The organism is Bradyrhizobium sp. WBOS07 (assembly GCF_024585165.1).
Taxonomy (GTDB): domain Bacteria; phylum Pseudomonadota; class Alphaproteobacteria; order Rhizobiales; family Xanthobacteraceae; genus Bradyrhizobium; species Bradyrhizobium japonicum_B.
This window is the reverse complement of the sequence record NZ_CP029008.1, coordinates 3,827,490-3,841,486: the sequence shown is the minus strand read 5'-3', so window position 1 is coordinate 3,841,486 and position 13,997 is coordinate 3,827,490. Positions and strand designations below refer to the sequence as shown.

The 13,997-nt window shown below is 64.3% G+C and carries 15 protein-coding genes; 11 read left to right on the top strand and 4 right to left on the bottom strand.

From position 1 onward, the window contains the following. The first annotated feature begins 18 nt into the window (after window positions 1-18). A complete protein-coding gene (locus DCM79_RS18340) occupies window positions 19-2,712 on the top strand; it encodes a bifunctional acetate--CoA ligase family protein/GNAT family N-acetyltransferase (RefSeq protein ID WP_257175694.1) in 2,694 nt (897 codons plus the stop codon). Between the two features lie 8 nt (window positions 2,713-2,720). On the opposite strand, the gene DCM79_RS18335 is transcribed toward DCM79_RS18340, so the two are convergent. Beyond that, window positions 2,721-3,221, bottom strand: a complete 501-nt coding sequence (locus tag DCM79_RS18335; protein ID WP_257175693.1) for a phage holin family protein — start codon at window positions 3,219-3,221, stop codon at window positions 2,721-2,723. Beyond that, a complete protein-coding gene (locus DCM79_RS18330) occupies window positions 3,222-3,497 on the bottom strand; it encodes a hypothetical protein (RefSeq protein ID WP_257175692.1) in 276 nt (91 codons plus the stop codon). Window positions 3,498-3,670: 173 nt separating this feature from the next. Between DCM79_RS18330 and DCM79_RS18325 the strand changes: the two genes are divergently transcribed. From DCM79_RS18325 to DCM79_RS18315, 3 genes are read left to right on the top strand one after another with little or no spacing between them, the layout of a single operon-like run. Next, window positions 3,671-4,807, top strand: a complete 1,137-nt coding sequence (locus tag DCM79_RS18325; protein WP_257175691.1) for an ABC transporter permease — start codon at window positions 3,671-3,673, stop codon at window positions 4,805-4,807. Between the two features lie 2 nt (window positions 4,808-4,809). Continuing rightward, window positions 4,810-5,577 (top strand): ABC transporter ATP-binding protein, encoded by a 768-nt coding sequence (locus DCM79_RS18320; protein ID WP_028137647.1) that lies wholly within the window; start codon window positions 4,810-4,812, stop codon window positions 5,575-5,577. A gap of 3 nt (window positions 5,578-5,580) precedes the next feature. Beyond that, window positions 5,581-6,684, top strand: a complete 1,104-nt coding sequence (locus tag DCM79_RS18315) for an ABC-type transport auxiliary lipoprotein family protein (protein ID WP_257175690.1) — start codon at window positions 5,581-5,583, stop codon at window positions 6,682-6,684. Between the two features lie 6 nt (window positions 6,685-6,690). On the opposite strand, the gene DCM79_RS18310 is transcribed toward DCM79_RS18315, so the two are convergent. Beyond that, the gene (locus tag DCM79_RS18310) at window positions 6,691-7,008 is read right to left on the bottom strand and encodes a cytochrome c (protein ID WP_257175689.1); all 318 of its coding nucleotides are present in this window, start codon (window positions 7,006-7,008) and stop codon (window positions 6,691-6,693) included. 154 nt (window positions 7,009-7,162) lie between these two features. On the opposite strand from DCM79_RS18310, the gene DCM79_RS18305 reads away from it, so the two are divergent. From DCM79_RS18305 to DCM79_RS18295, 3 genes are all read left to right on the top strand, one after another. Further along, a complete protein-coding gene (locus DCM79_RS18305) occupies window positions 7,163-7,876 on the top strand; it encodes a helix-turn-helix domain-containing protein (protein WP_257175688.1) in 714 nt (237 codons plus the stop codon). 91 nt (window positions 7,877-7,967) lie between these two features. Then, window positions 7,968-8,093 (top strand): hypothetical protein, encoded by a 126-nt coding sequence (locus tag DCM79_RS18300; protein ID WP_257175687.1) that lies wholly within the window; start codon window positions 7,968-7,970, stop codon window positions 8,091-8,093. A 279-nt stretch (window positions 8,094-8,372) separates the two neighbouring features. After that, a complete protein-coding gene (locus DCM79_RS18295; RefSeq protein WP_028137643.1) occupies window positions 8,373-9,101 on the top strand; it encodes a Crp/Fnr family transcriptional regulator in 729 nt (242 codons plus the stop codon). 10 nt (window positions 9,102-9,111) lie between these two features. On the opposite strand, the gene DCM79_RS18290 is transcribed toward DCM79_RS18295, so the two are convergent. Beyond that, complete coding sequence (locus DCM79_RS18290) at window positions 9,112-9,888, bottom strand: cyclase family protein (RefSeq protein ID WP_257175686.1); 777 nt, start codon at window positions 9,886-9,888, stop codon at window positions 9,112-9,114. Between the two features lie 297 nt (window positions 9,889-10,185). Here DCM79_RS18290 and DCM79_RS18285 point away from each other — a divergent pair, with 297 nt between their 5' ends. The 4 genes from DCM79_RS18285 (at window position 10,186) to DCM79_RS18270 (ending at window position 13,881) form a co-directional block, all read left to right on the top strand. Then, the gene (locus DCM79_RS18285) at window positions 10,186-11,157 is read left to right on the top strand and encodes a TRAP transporter substrate-binding protein (protein WP_257175685.1); all 972 of its coding nucleotides are present in this window, start codon (window positions 10,186-10,188) and stop codon (window positions 11,155-11,157) included. Between the two features lie 62 nt (window positions 11,158-11,219). Continuing rightward, on the top strand, window positions 11,220-11,771 hold the full coding sequence (locus DCM79_RS18280) for a TRAP transporter small permease (protein ID WP_257175684.1): 552 nt from the start codon (window positions 11,220-11,222) through the stop codon (window positions 11,769-11,771). After that, window positions 11,762-13,054: a TRAP transporter large permease gene (locus tag DCM79_RS18275; RefSeq protein ID WP_257175683.1), complete on the top strand. Its 1,293-nt coding sequence runs from the start codon at window positions 11,762-11,764 to the stop codon at window positions 13,052-13,054. The genes DCM79_RS18280 and DCM79_RS18275 overlap by 10 nt, the downstream gene beginning before the upstream one ends. Before the next feature lie 23 nt (window positions 13,055-13,077). Beyond that, the gene (locus DCM79_RS18270) at window positions 13,078-13,881 is read left to right on the top strand and encodes an SDR family NAD(P)-dependent oxidoreductase (protein WP_257175682.1); all 804 of its coding nucleotides are present in this window, start codon (window positions 13,078-13,080) and stop codon (window positions 13,879-13,881) included. Window positions 13,882-13,997 lie beyond the last annotated feature (116 nt).

Here is a 13,997-nt window from a genome sequence, read left to right as displayed (position 1 = left end):
GCGGGTGCATTTGCTTTCATGTCAACTTATCGTCTGAATAATCTCTTGGCGCCGCGTTCAGTTGCGCTCGTCGGCGCAAGCGCCCGTCCGGTCTCGGTGGGACGCGCCGTTCTCGAGAACATTCGCAAGGCCGAATTCAAGGGGCGATTTGGCCTCGTCAATCCACGCCATGCCGAAATCAGCGGCATCGCCGCGGTCAAGAGTCTGGACGCTCTCGATTTCGTGCCCGAGCTCGTCATCGTCACCGCGCCTGCGCGTGAGATTCCCGGCATTATCGACCAGGCCGGCCGTCGCGGCTCGGCGGGCGCCTTGATCGTCTCGGCCGGGCTCGGCCACGGACCGGGATCCCTGCACGAGGCTGCCATCACCGCAGCCCGCAAGTACGGTATGCGGCTGATCGGACCTAACTGTCTCGGCATCATGATGCCCGGAGTCAGCCTGAATGCCAGCTTTGCTGCGCATATGCCGGGGGCGGGTAGCCTCGCGCTGATCTCGCAATCGGGCGCGATTGCCGCCGGCATGGTCGATTGGGCCGCGCAACGCGGCGTCGGCTTCTCCGGCATCGTCTCGATCGGCGATCAGATCGATGTCGACATTGCCGATCTGCTTGACTATTTCGCGATGGACCACAAGACGCGCGCGATCCTGCTCTACATCGAGTCCATCAAGGACGCGCGCAAGTTCATGTCGGCTGCGCGCGCCGCCGCGCGCGTGAAGCCCGTCGTCGTGGTGAAGTCCGGCCGCATGGCGCAGGGCGCGAAGGCGGCTGCCACGCATACCGGCGCGCTCGCCGGCGCCGACGCCGTCTACGACGCGGCGTTCCGCCGCGCGGGCGTCCTGCGGGTCTCCGACCTGCGTGAGCTGTTCGATTGTGCCGAGACACTCGGCCGCGTCGAATCGCCAGCCGGAAAGCGCCTCGCCATCCTGACCAATGGCGGCGGCATCGGTGTGCTCGCCGTCGATCGACTGGTCGAACTCGGTGGAATTCCGGCGACCATCTCGGCGGAGACGCGCAGGAAGCTGGATGCTGCGTTGCCGCCGACCTGGTCCGGTGCAAATCCCGTCGACATCGTGGGCGACGCCGATGCCGCGCGCTATGCGGCGGCGTTGGAGCTGCTTCTAGCCGATCGCGACAATGACGCCGTTCTGGTTCTCAACGTGCAAACTGCGATCGCCTCGGCGGCCGAGATCGCTCAGACCGTGACGGAGCTCGTCGGCAAATACCGGAAGGAGCACCGCAACTGGGCGAAGCCCGTATTGGCGGCCTGGGTCGGCGCCGATCAGCACATCATTCAGGCGCTTTCAAGCGCGGGTGTGCCGAACTATCCGACCGAGGACGACGCCGTGCGCGGCTTCATGCATCTGGTCCGGCACCGCGAAGTGGTGGAGGAGCTGAGCCAGGTTCCCCCCGCGATGCCCGACACGTTCGTTCCGGACGCTCGAGGGGCCCGGCAGATCGTCACCGCCGCGATCGCGGATGGCCGGCAATGGCTGGAGCCGGTCGAGATCAAGAATCTGCTCGAAGCTTATGACATCGCGATGGTGCCGACCTATGCGGCAGCCGATGTCGAGCAGGCGGTGGGCTATGCGAACGATATCTTCGCACAGGGCGACACCGTCGTGCTGAAGATCATGTCGCGAGACATCCTCCACAAATCCGATGTCGGCGGCGTCGTGCTCAATCTGACCACGCCCGAAGCAGTCCGGGGCGCGGCCACCGGCATTATGGCCCGTGCAAAAAAGCTGCGCCCGGAAGCCCGCATCGGCGGCGTCATCGTCCAGGCCATGGTCGTCAAGGCAAAGGCACGCGAGCTGATCCTGGGCCTCGCCGACGATCCCACTTTCGGAACTGTCGTCGTATTCGGCCGTGGCGGCACGGCGGTGGAAATCATCAACGACAAGGCGCTTGCGCTGCCACCGCTCGATTTGCAGCTCGCCCGCGATTTGATCGACCGCACGCGCGTGTCGCGGCTGCTGAAGGCCTATCGCGATGTGCCGGCGGTCAAGCAGGACGCTGTCGCCATGGTACTGGTCAAGCTGGCGCAGATGGCCGCCGACATTCCCGAGATCCGGGAATTCGACATCAACCCGTTGCTGGCGGACGAAACCGGCGTGACTGCGGTGGATGCCCGCGTCGCGGTCGGTCCGCCGCAGCGGAAGTTCGTCGGCTCCGGCCCGGCCAATTTCGCCGTTCGGGCCTATCCGTCGCAATGGGAGCGCCGCCTCAAGCTCAAGGATGATTGGCGCATCTTCGTGCGGCCCATGCGCCCGGAGGACGAGCCGACCATCCACGAATTCCTGCGCCACGTCACGCCGCACGACCTGCGCCTGCGTTTCTTCGCGCCGATGAAGGAGTTTACCCACGAGTTCATCGCGCGCCTGACCCAGCTCGACTATGCGCGTGCGATGGCCTTCATTGCATTCGACGAGGCCACCGGTGAGATGGTCGGCGTGGTCCGGCTCCATTCGGATTCGGTCTACGAGAACGGTGAGTACGCGATCCTGCTGCGGTCCGACCTGAAGGGCAGGGGGCTCGGCTGGGCCCTCATGCAGCTCATCATCGACTACGCCAAGTCGGAAGGACTGAAAGTCATCTCGGGCGACGTGCTCCAGGAGAACATCGTGATGCTCGAAATGTGCCGAAACCTGGGTTTCGAGGTCAAGCCGGATCCGGCCGAACCCGACATCTGCGACGTCAAGTTGAAGCTCTGAACGCCAGCTCAGGAGGACGCTTCGGCCGAACCTGCGGCGGTAGATGTCTTGGCCGATGTTCTGGCGGTCGACCGCAAATTCTTCACGATGATCGCCATCAGCGGCACCAGCACCGGCACGATCGTGCTGAGCGGATGATGCACCGCGCCCGACACCTGGGCCTGGAGCGCGCGCGCCTCGAGCTGGAGGGCTTCGATGGAGGCGTCGTGGATTTCGCCGGCGAGCTCGATGTCACGGCCGGACGGAGGCCGGCCGGCGATGACGAAGATGGCAGCCGCGATGGCGAAATTGACGGCACCGAGGATAGCCGCCGCGGCAATCGCGCTCCAGATCTGGACCAGCGCGAAATAGGCCGCCAGCTCCAGCATCAGGAGCCCGAACGCCGCAATCAGTGCCGCGAAGGCGCGCAGGCCGAGGCCGATCAGCAGGTGACGCAGCCTGATGTCCGCGATGATCCGGTCGGTGCGCCACAGCACGCGCAGGTGTTTGACCACGTTCTCGGTATTCACCTAGTGTCTCCTCAGCATGAAGCCGACAACCACGCCGAGCGCGAAGGCTGAGGCGAGCGATGCGACAGGACGGTCTGCAATAAGGCCCTGAAGCTGCTCGTGCTCTTCCTCGACGGTCTCGCCGAGCTCGGTGAGCGCAGCCCTGATCTGATCGGCGAGCGCCTCGGCGCGATCCTTCGAACTCTCGAACATCTCTTCGCCGGCGGTGCTCAGCAAGCGCGTCACATCAACCTTCAGCGTGTGCAACTCTTCGCTCATCCTGTCACGGTCGAACATGAACCCGATATCCCCATTGAACGGACGCAAGCCTAGGGCCCGCGTGCCCGATCATGCTTGATTTGGGTCAATCGGCACTGCAGTTCGCTCTTGAGACAGGTCAAGCCGGCCGCCATATGCTGGCCTAGAAATGCCGTCTGAATGGGGACCGATTGTCCCGACGAGGTGGAAGCGTGAACCACGAACCGCTGTTGCTCGCGACGCCGTCCGGCGACGTGCTGAACCTGCGCCCCGAAGGGCCCTGGACCGCCGCGAATGTGGTAACGCTCGAGACATTGTCCCGGTCGGTCGGAGCCGACGTCGATCGCTCGCGCGCCGTCACCCTGGACATGTCGGGCGTCAGTGCGCTCGACACGCTCGGCGCCTGGGTCTTGGAGAAGCTGTCGCGCAGGGCCGCATCATCCGGAAGGTCGGCCCAGTTCGTCGGCGTCGCCGATCATTTCAGCGGGCTGATGGATGAGGTGCGCCAGGTCAACCGGCACACACCGGCACCCACGGCTGCGCCCAACCCGGTGCTGTCGAGGCTTGGCGATCTCGGCAAGTCGACGGTCGGATCGCGCGAGGACATCACGATCTTCCTCCAGATGCTCGGTGCCTTGTTCATGGCTATAGTCGGCGTGCTGCGCCGGCCGGGCTCGCTGCGGCTGACCTCGCTGGTCTATCAGCTCTACCGCATCGGGTGGCAGGCGATTCCCATCGTCGCGCTGATCACCTTCCTGATCGGTGCCATCATCGCGCAGCAGGGTTTCTTCCATTTCCGCCGGTTCGGCGCGGAGTCCTACACCGTCGACATGGTCGGCATCCTGGTGCTGCGCGAGCTCGGCGTGCTGATCGTCGCCATCATGGTCGCCGGCCGGTCGGGAAGCGCCTACACCGCCGAGCTCGGCTCGATGAAGATGCGCGAGGAGATCGACGCGCTCTCGACCATGGGGCTCGATCCCGTCGACGTCCTGATCCTGCCGCGCGTTGCGGCCCTGGTCATTGCCTTGCCCATTCTCACTTTCATTGGATCGATTGCCGCGCTCTATGGCGGTGGCCTCGTCGCACAATTCTATGGCGATATGGGACCGGCGATCTACATCGCGCGGCTGCACGAGGCCATCTCCGTCACGCATTTCGAGGTGGGCATCCTGAAGGCGCCGTTCATGGCGCTGGTGATCGGGATCGTGGCCTGCAGCGAGGGACTGCGGGTCAAGGGCAGCGCCGAGTCGCTCGGGCGACAGACCACGACGTCGGTGGTGAAATCGATCTTCCTGGTGATCGTGCTCGACGGTCTGTTTGCGGTCTTCTTTGCCTCGATCGGAATGTGACGATGGACGCATCGCAAGACCAGTTCGCGATCCGCGTCCGTGATCTCGTGGTCGGCTTCGGCCGCCAGACGGTGCTCGACCATCTGTCGCTCGACGTCCGCCGCGGCGAGATCCTTGGGCTTGTCGGGGCGTCCGGTGGCGGCAAGTCGGTCCTGATGCGGACGATCATCGGCCTGATCCCGCGCCGCGGCGGGACCATCGACGTGATGGGACAACCGACCGGGGGGCACGGTCGAGGCGCAGCCACGACATGGGGCATCCTGTTCCAGCAGGGGGCGCTGTTCTCCTCGCTGACGGTCCGCCAGAACGTCCAGTTTCCCTTGCGCGAAAATCTGGTCCTGTCGCAGGAGCTGATGGACGAGATCGCGATCGCCAAGCTCGAAATGGTTGGCCTGCGTCCCCAGGACGCCGACAAATATCCGGCGGAGCTGTCCGGCGGCATGACCAAGCGCGTGGCGCTGGCCCGCGCGCTCGCGCTCGATCCGCCGATCCTGTTCCTGGACGAGCCGACCTCCGGCCTCGATCCGATCGCCGCCGGCGATTTCGATGCGCTGATCAAGACGCTGCAAAAGACGCTTGGGCTCACCGTGTTCATGGTGACCCACGATCTTGCAAGTCTGACCACCGTCTGCGACCGCGTTGCCGCGCTCGCCGACGGCAAGATCGTGGCGATCGGCCCGATGCGGGAATTGCTGCAATCCGAGCATCCCTGGGTGCGCGCTTATTTCCACGGCAAGCGCTCGCAGATGCTGCAACACGAGATGAGATGAGACATGGAAACCCGCGCTCCCTACGTGCTGATCGGCAGTTTCGTGCTGGCCGCGATCCTCGCGGTGTTCGGCTTCGTCTATTGGCTGAACAACACCGGCGGCATTGGGCCGCGCACGAACTACCATGTGCAATTCCAGGGGCCGGTGCCAGGCCTCCTGGTCGGAGCCGGCGTGCTGTTCAACGGCATCCGCGTTGGCGAGGTGACCCAACTCGGGCTCGCGCCGGACAATCCTCGCTTCGTCAATGCCACGATTTCGGTTGCGACCGCCACGCCGGTCCGCTCCGATACCAGGGTCGGTCTCGAATTCCAGGGTCTGACCGGCGTGCCGGTGGTGACGTTGGAGGGCGGCATGATCGTCGCCAAATCCGGCGAGCCCGTGACCCTGATCGCCGAGGCCGGTGCTGGTCAGAGCATGACGCAGGCGGCGCGTGATGCGTTGCGGCGGGTCGATACGGTGCTTCAGGACAATTCCGGCCCGCTGAAGGATACCATCGCGAACTTCAAGACGTTCTCCGATGGGCTCGCGCGCAACACCGGAAAGGTCGATGGCATTCTGGCCGGCCTGGAGAAGATGACCGGCGGCGGCGCTCCCGCGCAGAAGGTCACCTACGACCTGCACATTCCGCAGAACCTCGGGCCTGCCGGCAAGACGCTCTCGGCGTCTCTGGCCATCCCCGAGCCGAGCGCGGTCGCAATGCTGCAGACCCAGCGCATGCTGTTCGCGCCCGTCGGCGACAGGCCGGGCTTTGCCGACTTCCTCTGGGCCGACAGCATTCCGAAGTTGGTGCAGGCACGCCTGATCGACAGCTTCGAGAATTACGACATCGCCCATGCCCCATTGCGCACGAGCGACCTCGGTCAGGCGGATTACCAGCTCCTGATCGACATCCGGCGCTTTCGGATCGCCACGGAGGGCGAGGCGAGGGTGGAGATCGGACTGTCGGCGCGGATCGTCGACAAGAACGGCAAGGTGGTTGCCTCGCGTCTGGTCGAGACCAGCGAAAAGCTCGACAAGGTCGAGCCCGCCGCTTCAGTCGCCGCCTTCGACGCGGCCTTTGCCCGCATCGCCAAGGAGCTGATCGGCTGGACCGTGCAGGCGGTATGACGCCCGTTATTCCAGGGTTTTCAGGTAGGACAGAAGGTCGTGGATCTGGTCTGGATTGAGCTCGAAGGCCGGCATGTCGGCGTGACCGGTGTTGATTCCCTCGGCCAGCGCCTCGCCCAGGGTCTCGATGGGGTAACGCTGATGCAGGATGCGCAGCGGGGGTGCGCCCTCGAGCGGGCTGCGGGAGGCGCGGTCAATGGCATGGCAGCGCGCGCAATTGGCCCTTGCAAAGGCCTTGCCACGCTGTTCGGCGGTCGGTGCGGCCAGGGCAGGCGTAATCAGAAGCAGCCCAATCAGGCTGTGACGTAGAGCGCCTTGCAGCATGGACGAATGATCCCGTCGAACTCTAGAGCAGAATAAAACGGGGATGCCATTCAAATTTGATCTGAGTCAATTGGCTTTGGCGCAGTGCAGTAAAATCCAGTCGCGCGGTGGACTCGGCCTGGGGGCGGGGTGCAGTCGGCGTGGGGAGCGGTGGATGAAGCCTTCCGTGGTCATGATTGAGCCGAACGGACATTTTTGCAACGATTGTGCCGTACGCGGTGCGGCTGTTTGTTCGTCGCTGAATGCGATCGAGCTCAGGGAGTTCGAGCATCTCGGACGCCGCGTTCATTTCGAGTCGGGCGAGACCGTTTTCTCCGAAGAGGACATCACAACCTCGTTCTACAACGTCCTCGAGGGCGTAATGCGGCTGTACAAGCTGCTGCCCGACGGACGGCGGCAGATCGTCGGTTTCGCCTTGCCTGGCGATTTCCTGGGGATGAACCTTTCCGGCCGGCACAATTTTTCGGCCGATGCGATCGGTGTCGTGACCGTCTGCCAGTTCGCCAAAGCTCCGTTCAGCCGTTTCATCGAAGACCGGCCGCTTCTGCTCAAGCGGATCAACGAGCTGGCCATTCGCGAGTTGAGCCAGGCGCGCGATCATATGGTGCTGCTGGGCCGTCGTTCGGCCGACGAGAAGGTAGCGACCTTCCTGCTCGGCTGGCGTGAACGGCTGGTCGCGAACAAGGGCCTATCCGACACGGTTCCACTGCCGATGAGCCGCCAGGACATCGCCGACTATCTCGGCCTGACCATCGAAACCGTCAGTCGCACCTTCACCAAGCTGGAGCGTCACGGCGTGATCGAGATTATTCACGGCGGCATAAGCCTGCTCGATCCCGCGCGCGCCGAGGCACTGGCCGCGGCCTGACCTTCCGACGCCCCCCCACGTTTTTGATCTCGATCAATGACGCCGTCCCGCTGCAGCAAAACAATGCGGCAAATCATGGGGGGAGGGAACAATGCCCGCTGACGCGTTGCTGGTGACCGTTGTCGTCGTCGCCATCTTCGTCGTATTTGCCGCTGTCCTGGCTTGGGCCGATCGGCAAACCCATTCCATCCGGCTCGACCCGGATTCCAAGCGCTGAAGCTCCCGAGATCGTAGTCCGCTCAGACCTGCCAACAGGCTGACGCTCGTCCGGCCGGCTTGGCTGTTCGCCGGCCTCTCGACGCATCGCGGCCTTGCGTCGCCCGCAACTCTGCATCGATTCGAATGCCCTGGTGCAGCCTTCGGATGCGGGCTTTCGCGTCGATCGCGGCCTTTTCGCCTCATTTGTCTCAAACCTCGCGTGTGCTTTCCGGTTGAAAAGCCTGATAACGTTGACTACGCAGGAACCTCAGTGCCTCGCAGTCTTAGGAGCCGCGGCGTGCCTCAGGACAAGACCGGCGATCCCCGACAGTCGGCGGGCAACAAGCTATCGGTCCTGCGCAAGCACCCGATCTTCGCGGATCTGGAGCCGGAAGCGCTCGATCAGCTCTGTCGCTACGCCAAGCACACCACCGTGAAGCGCGGCGCGACGATCGCCGCCAAGGGCGATCCCGGCAACAATCTGTTCGCGGTGATCTCGGGGACGGTGAAGATCTCCTCCTCCTCGCCGGACGGCCGTAATGCGATTCTCAACCTGATTGGTCCCGGGGAAATCTTCGGCGAGATCGCGGTGCTCGACGGCGCGCCGAGATCGGCCGATGCGACCGCCAACACCAATTGCGAGCTCTACATCATCGACCGCCGGGACTTCTTGCCGTTCGTGAAGAGCCAGCCGGCGCTGGCGATGAAATTCATCGAGCTGCTCTGCGCACGCCTGCGCTGGACCAGCCAGCAGGTCGAGCAGGTGATCCTGCAGAATCTGCCGGGCCGGCTCGCGAGCGCGCTGCTCGGTCTCACCGAGGAGCGCAAGTTCGACTCCGGCAGCGGCACGCTCGCCATCACGCAGCAGGAGATCAGCGAGATGGTGGGGATGACGCGCGAGAGCATCAACAAGCAGTTGCGCGCCTGGGCCGGCCGCAACTGGGTTCGCCTCGAGCACGGCGCCATCGTCGTGCTGGATACGGATGCGCTGCGCGAACTCGCCGAGAGCGGCCTCGACGGCGAGTGATGGCGTCCGCCTAAGTGTCGATGATGGCGACGGCGCGGGTCCACCCCGCCGAGGCGCGTTCGATCTTGACCGGAAAGCATGAGACCGTGAATCCGGTCGAAGGCAATTGCTCGAGGTTGTGCAGCTTCTCGAGATGGCAATAGCCGATATGCCGTCCCGCCTTGTGGCCCTCCCAGATCAGGCCGGCGTCGCGCGTCTCGGCATATTTCTTCGCGGTATAGACGAACGGCGCGTCCCAGCTCCAGCCGTCGGTGCCGGTCAGCCGCACGCCGCGCTCGAGCAGGTACATGGTGGCTTCATAGCCCATGCCGCAGCCGGAATTGACGTATTCGGCCGTGCCGAACTTTGGGCCGGCGCTGGTGTTGACCACCACGATCTCCAGCGGAGACAAGGTGTGCCCGATGCGTTTCAGCTCCTTCTCGACGTCGTCGGCGCTCGCCACGTAGCCGTCGGGCAGATGCCGGAAGTCGAGCTTCACGCCCGGCTGAAAGCACCATTCCAGTGGGACCTCGTCGATTGTCCATGACCGTTCGCCGCGGTTCATGGTCGGATGGAAGTGCCAGGGCGCGTCGAGATGCGTGCCGTTGTGGGTCGACAACGAGATCTGCTCGACGGCCCAGCCCTGTCCGTCAGGCAGATCCTGGGCCTTGAGGCCGTCGAAGAATTGCAGCATCCGCGGCAGGCCCTGCTGGTGGTCGATATACTGAATGGCCGGATGGTTGCCCGGCGGATCGGCCGTCACGTCGTTTCTGAGCGGCACCGAGATATCGATCAGCTTCCGCGGCATTGGGCATTCCTTCGAGATGGTCCGCTGTGCCGGTCATCTTGAGGGGCCTCGATTGCTGGCGTCAAGTCGCGTGCCGGGCGGCTGGCCGCCCGCCCGACCCCACCGCAATGCGAATTGCGCCAGAAATCGATCGATGCAAGTGTTGCATCGATCGATGCCGGATTTGGCTTGGACAGGGAATGCCGCCCGCCCTACGGACGACATTGGCGCTTGACTTCATGCTTGAGGTGGAGCGACCCAAGGCGGCCCGCAGCATCCGCCGGACCACGACATAATCAAACCAGGAGGAAAGCCCAGATGAAGACACTCACCGGTATCATCACAGCCGTTGCACTGGCGGTCTCAGCGCCCCTGGCGTCCGCACGCGATTTCCGTTCGGCCGACGTCCACCCCGCCGATTATCCGACCGTCGAGGCGGTCAAGTTCATGGGCAAGCAGCTCGCGGCGGCGAGCGGCGGCAAGCTTGGTGTGAAGGTGTTTCCCAATGGAGCCCTGGGCTCCGAGAAGGACACCATCGAGCAGCTCAAGATCGGCGCACTCGACATGATGCGCATCAACGCATCGCCGCTCAACAACTTCGTGCCCGAGACCATCGCCCTGTGCCTGCCCTTCGTATTCCGCGACACGCAGCACATGCGCACCGTGCTCGATGGGCCGATCGGCGACGAGATCCTGGCCGCCATGGAGCCTGCGGGCCTGATCGGTCTCGCCTATTACGACAGCGGCGCCCGGTCCATCTACACCGTCAAGGCACCCGTCAAGTCGCTCGCCGACCTCAAGGGCCTGAAGATCCGCGTCCAGCAGTCCGATCTCTGGGTCGGCATGATCCAGAGCCTCGGCGCCAACCCGACGCCAATGCCGTATGGCGAGGTCTACACCGCGCTGAAGACCGGCCTGGTGGATGCGGCCGAGAACAACTGGCCGTCCTACGAGTCCTCGCGCCATTTCGAGGCGGCCAAATTCTACAACATCACCGAGCACTCCCTCGCGCCCGAAGTCCTCGTGATGTCGAAAAAGGTCTGGGACACGCTGAGCAAGGAGGATCAGGCGACGATCCGCAAGGCGGCCAAGGAATCGGTGCCCGTGATGCGCAAGCTGTGGGACGAGCGTGAGCAGGCGTCCCGCAAGACGGTCGAGGCGGCTGGCGTTCAGGTCGTCACGATCGCCAACAAGACGGAATTCGTCGATGCGATGAAGCCGGTCTATCAGAAGTTCGCCGGCGACGAGAAGCTGCAGAGCCTCGTCAAGCGCATCCAGGGCACGAAGTAGAACCAGCGGCGCGGGCCCGGCGTCGCCGCGAGGTGACCCGGGCCCTCGCAGGGAGACGCGGGATGACAGACCCACACGTCGCAGATCACGAGCATGACGCGGTCTCCGGGCGCCGGTCCAACGGCGTGCTGTCGCGGATCAACGCACCCATTGCGCGCGCGGGCATGTATCTGTCGGTGACCGGACTGCTCGTCATCGTCGCCATCGTCTTCTACCAGGTATTCGGACGTTACGTGCTCAACTCCAGTCCGACCTGGACAGAGAACCTCGCGCTCGTGCTGATCCTCTATGTCACGCTGATCGGCGCCGCCGTCGGCGTGCGCGATGCCGGACATATCGGCATGGACAGCCTGCTGGTGATGCTGCCCGACCACGCGCGAGAGAAGATCGAGATCGTGATCCACGTGCTGGTCGCCGCGTTCGGCGTCGCCATGGCCTATAATGGTTGGATCCTCGGGGCGTCCGTCGGCACCGTGAAGATCCCCAATCTCGGCCTTCCCGAGGTGATCCGCTACGTGCCGCTGATCGCCTCCGGTCTCCTGATCGTCTCCTTTTCCATCGAGCACATCATTGCTCTCCTGCGCCGCGAAGAGGTCGTCCCCTCATGGAACTGATCATCCTCGGCGCCACCTTTTTCGGCTTCCTGATCCTCGGCGTGCCGGTTGCCTTCGCGATCGGCCTCTCCGCGATCTGCACCATCCTATACGAAGGCCTGCCCGTCGCCGTCATCTTCCAGCAGATGATGTCGGGGATGAACATCTTCTCGTTCCTCGCGATTCCCTTCTTCGTGTTCAGCGGTGAGCTGATGCTGCACGGTGGCGTCGCCGACAAGATCGTCCAACTCGCCAAGAATCTGGTCGGACACATCCGCGGCGGCCTCGGCATGTCGAACGTGGTCGCCTGCACCCTGTTCGGCGGCGTCTCCGGCTCGCCCGTGGCCGACGTCTCGGCGATGGGCGCGGTGATGATCCCGATGATGAAGAAGGAGGGGTTCGACACCGACTACGCCGTCAACGTCACCACGCACGCTTCGCTGGTCGGCGCCTTGATGCCGACCAGCCACAACATGATCATCTATGCGCTCGCCGCCGGCGGCAAGGTCTCGATCGGTGCGCTGATCGCGGCCGGCCTGCTGCCGGCGCTCGTGCTGATGGTCTGCATGCTGGTCGCTGCCTACGCGGTTGCGGTGAAGCGCGGTTATCCGGCCGGCAAGTTTCCGGGTTGGGCCGAGGTGTTCCGCTCGTTGGCAGCCGCGCTGCCGGGCCTTCTGATCGTCGGCATCATCCTGGCGGGCATCCTGTCCGGCGTCTTCACGGCAACGGAATCCGCGGCCATCGCGGTCACATACACGATGCTGCTGACGTTCTTCATCTACCGCACCATGACCTGGGGCAATTTCCTGCGCGCGGCCGCCAAGGCCGTGAAGACGACGGGCGTGGTGCTGCTCTTGATCGGCGTCTCCACCATGTTCCAATATCTGATGGGGCTTTACGAGGTGGCCGACCTCGCCGGCGAAATGATGAGCAAGATCTCGTCGCAGCCCTGGATGATCTTCCTGCTCATCAACGTCATTCTGTTCGTGCTCGGCACCTTCATGGACATGGCCGCGACCATCCTGATCTGCACCCCGATCTTCCTGCCGATCGCGATGAAGGCGGGCATGGATCCGGTGCAGTTCGGCATGCTGATGCTGATCAATTGCGCGCTGGGGCTGAACACGCCGCCGGTCGGAACGACGCAGTTCGTCGGCTGCGCCATCGGCGGCATCTCGGTGGGCGCGGTGATGCGCACCATCCTGCCGTTCTACGCGGCGCTGATCGCAGCTCTGATGTTCGTGACCTACGTCCCCGCATTCTCGCTGTGGCTGCCGCGCCTCTTGATGGGCTACAAGGGATAGCAGCAGTACAGGAGAGGCTATCAGTGACGGACTATCGCAAGCTTTTCGATCTCACCGGCAAGACGGCCGTGGTGCTCGGCGCCGCCTCGGGTATCGGCAAATCGTCGGCCGAGGCGCTGGCCGGGCTGGGGGCCCGCGTTGTCTGTGCCGATCGCACGCTTGACGGGGCGGAAGCGACCGCCGGCGGCATTCGCGACAAGGGTGGCTGGGCCGAGGCAGCCAGCTGCGACGCCGCGAGCGCTGCGGACGTCGATGCGCTTGCCAAGGTCGTGATGCAGAAATTCCCGCGGCTCGACATCGCCGTGACGACGCCCGGCCTCAACATCCGCAAGACCATCCTCGACTACACCGAGGAGGATCTCGACCGCGTCCTCAGCCTCAACGTCAAGGGCACCGTCTTCTTCTTCCAGGCCTTTGGCCGCATCATGGTCGCGCAGAGGGGCGGCAGCATCATCGCCTGCTCCTCGGTGCGCGCGGTGACCATCGAGCCGGGGCTCGGCGTCTACGGCTCGACCAAGGCGGCGATCGGTCTGCTGGTGAAGGGCTTTGCCTCCGAGGTCGGCCATGCCGGCGTGCGCGTCAACGCCATTGCGCCCAGCATCGCCGAGACGGCGCTCACCGGTCCGTTCAAGCAGCGGCCCGACATCTACAATCTCTATGCCGGCCATACCGTGTTCAACCGCTGGAGCAGTGCGGACGAGGTCGCGACCGCCGTTGCCTATCTCGCTTCGGATGCCGCAAGCTATGTCAGCGGCAGCACGCTGTTCGTCGATGGCGGCTGGACCGCCGTCGACGGTCCGCCGACCGGTCTCACCCAGCTGCATTAAGTAACGCAGGCCGTTTCGGCATTGCGCCTGCGCGTCACGGCCGCCGTGTGGCGCAACCGTGCCGCCTTCGCTGTTGCAGCAGGAACCGCCGGCGCACACGGTTTGAGCAATTCGCA

Excerpts from the sequence above, each read along its gene's own strand:
- DCM79_RS18315 (WP_257175690.1), top strand. The coding sequence starts at position 5,581 with ATGGAAACCCGCGCTCCCTACGTGCTGATCGGCAGTTTCGTGCTGGCC.
- DCM79_RS18340 (WP_257175694.1), top strand. The coding sequence starts at position 19 with ATGTCAACTTATCGTCTGAATAATCTCTTGGCGCCGCGTTCAGTTGCG.
- DCM79_RS18290 (WP_257175686.1), bottom strand. The coding sequence starts at position 9,888 with ATGCCGCGGAAGCTGATCGATATCTCGGTGCCGCTCAGAAACGACGTG.
- DCM79_RS18320 (WP_028137647.1), top strand. The coding sequence starts at position 4,810 with ATGGACGCATCGCAAGACCAGTTCGCGATCCGCGTCCGTGATCTCGTG.
- DCM79_RS18300 (WP_257175687.1), top strand. The coding sequence starts at position 7,968 with ATGCCCGCTGACGCGTTGCTGGTGACCGTTGTCGTCGTCGCCATCTTC.
- DCM79_RS18285 (WP_257175685.1), top strand. The coding sequence starts at position 10,186 with ATGAAGACACTCACCGGTATCATCACAGCCGTTGCACTGGCGGTCTCA.
- DCM79_RS18280 (WP_257175684.1), top strand. The coding sequence starts at position 11,220 with ATGACAGACCCACACGTCGCAGATCACGAGCATGACGCGGTCTCCGGG.
- DCM79_RS18275 (WP_257175683.1), top strand. The coding sequence starts at position 11,762 with ATGGAACTGATCATCCTCGGCGCCACCTTTTTCGGCTTCCTGATCCTC.
- DCM79_RS18330 (WP_257175692.1), bottom strand. The coding sequence starts at position 3,497 with ATGTTCGACCGTGACAGGATGAGCGAAGAGTTGCACACGCTGAAGGTT.
- DCM79_RS18305 (WP_257175688.1), top strand. The coding sequence starts at position 7,163 with ATGAAGCCTTCCGTGGTCATGATTGAGCCGAACGGACATTTTTGCAAC.
- DCM79_RS18310 (WP_257175689.1), bottom strand. The coding sequence starts at position 7,008 with ATGCTGCAAGGCGCTCTACGTCACAGCCTGATTGGGCTGCTTCTGATT.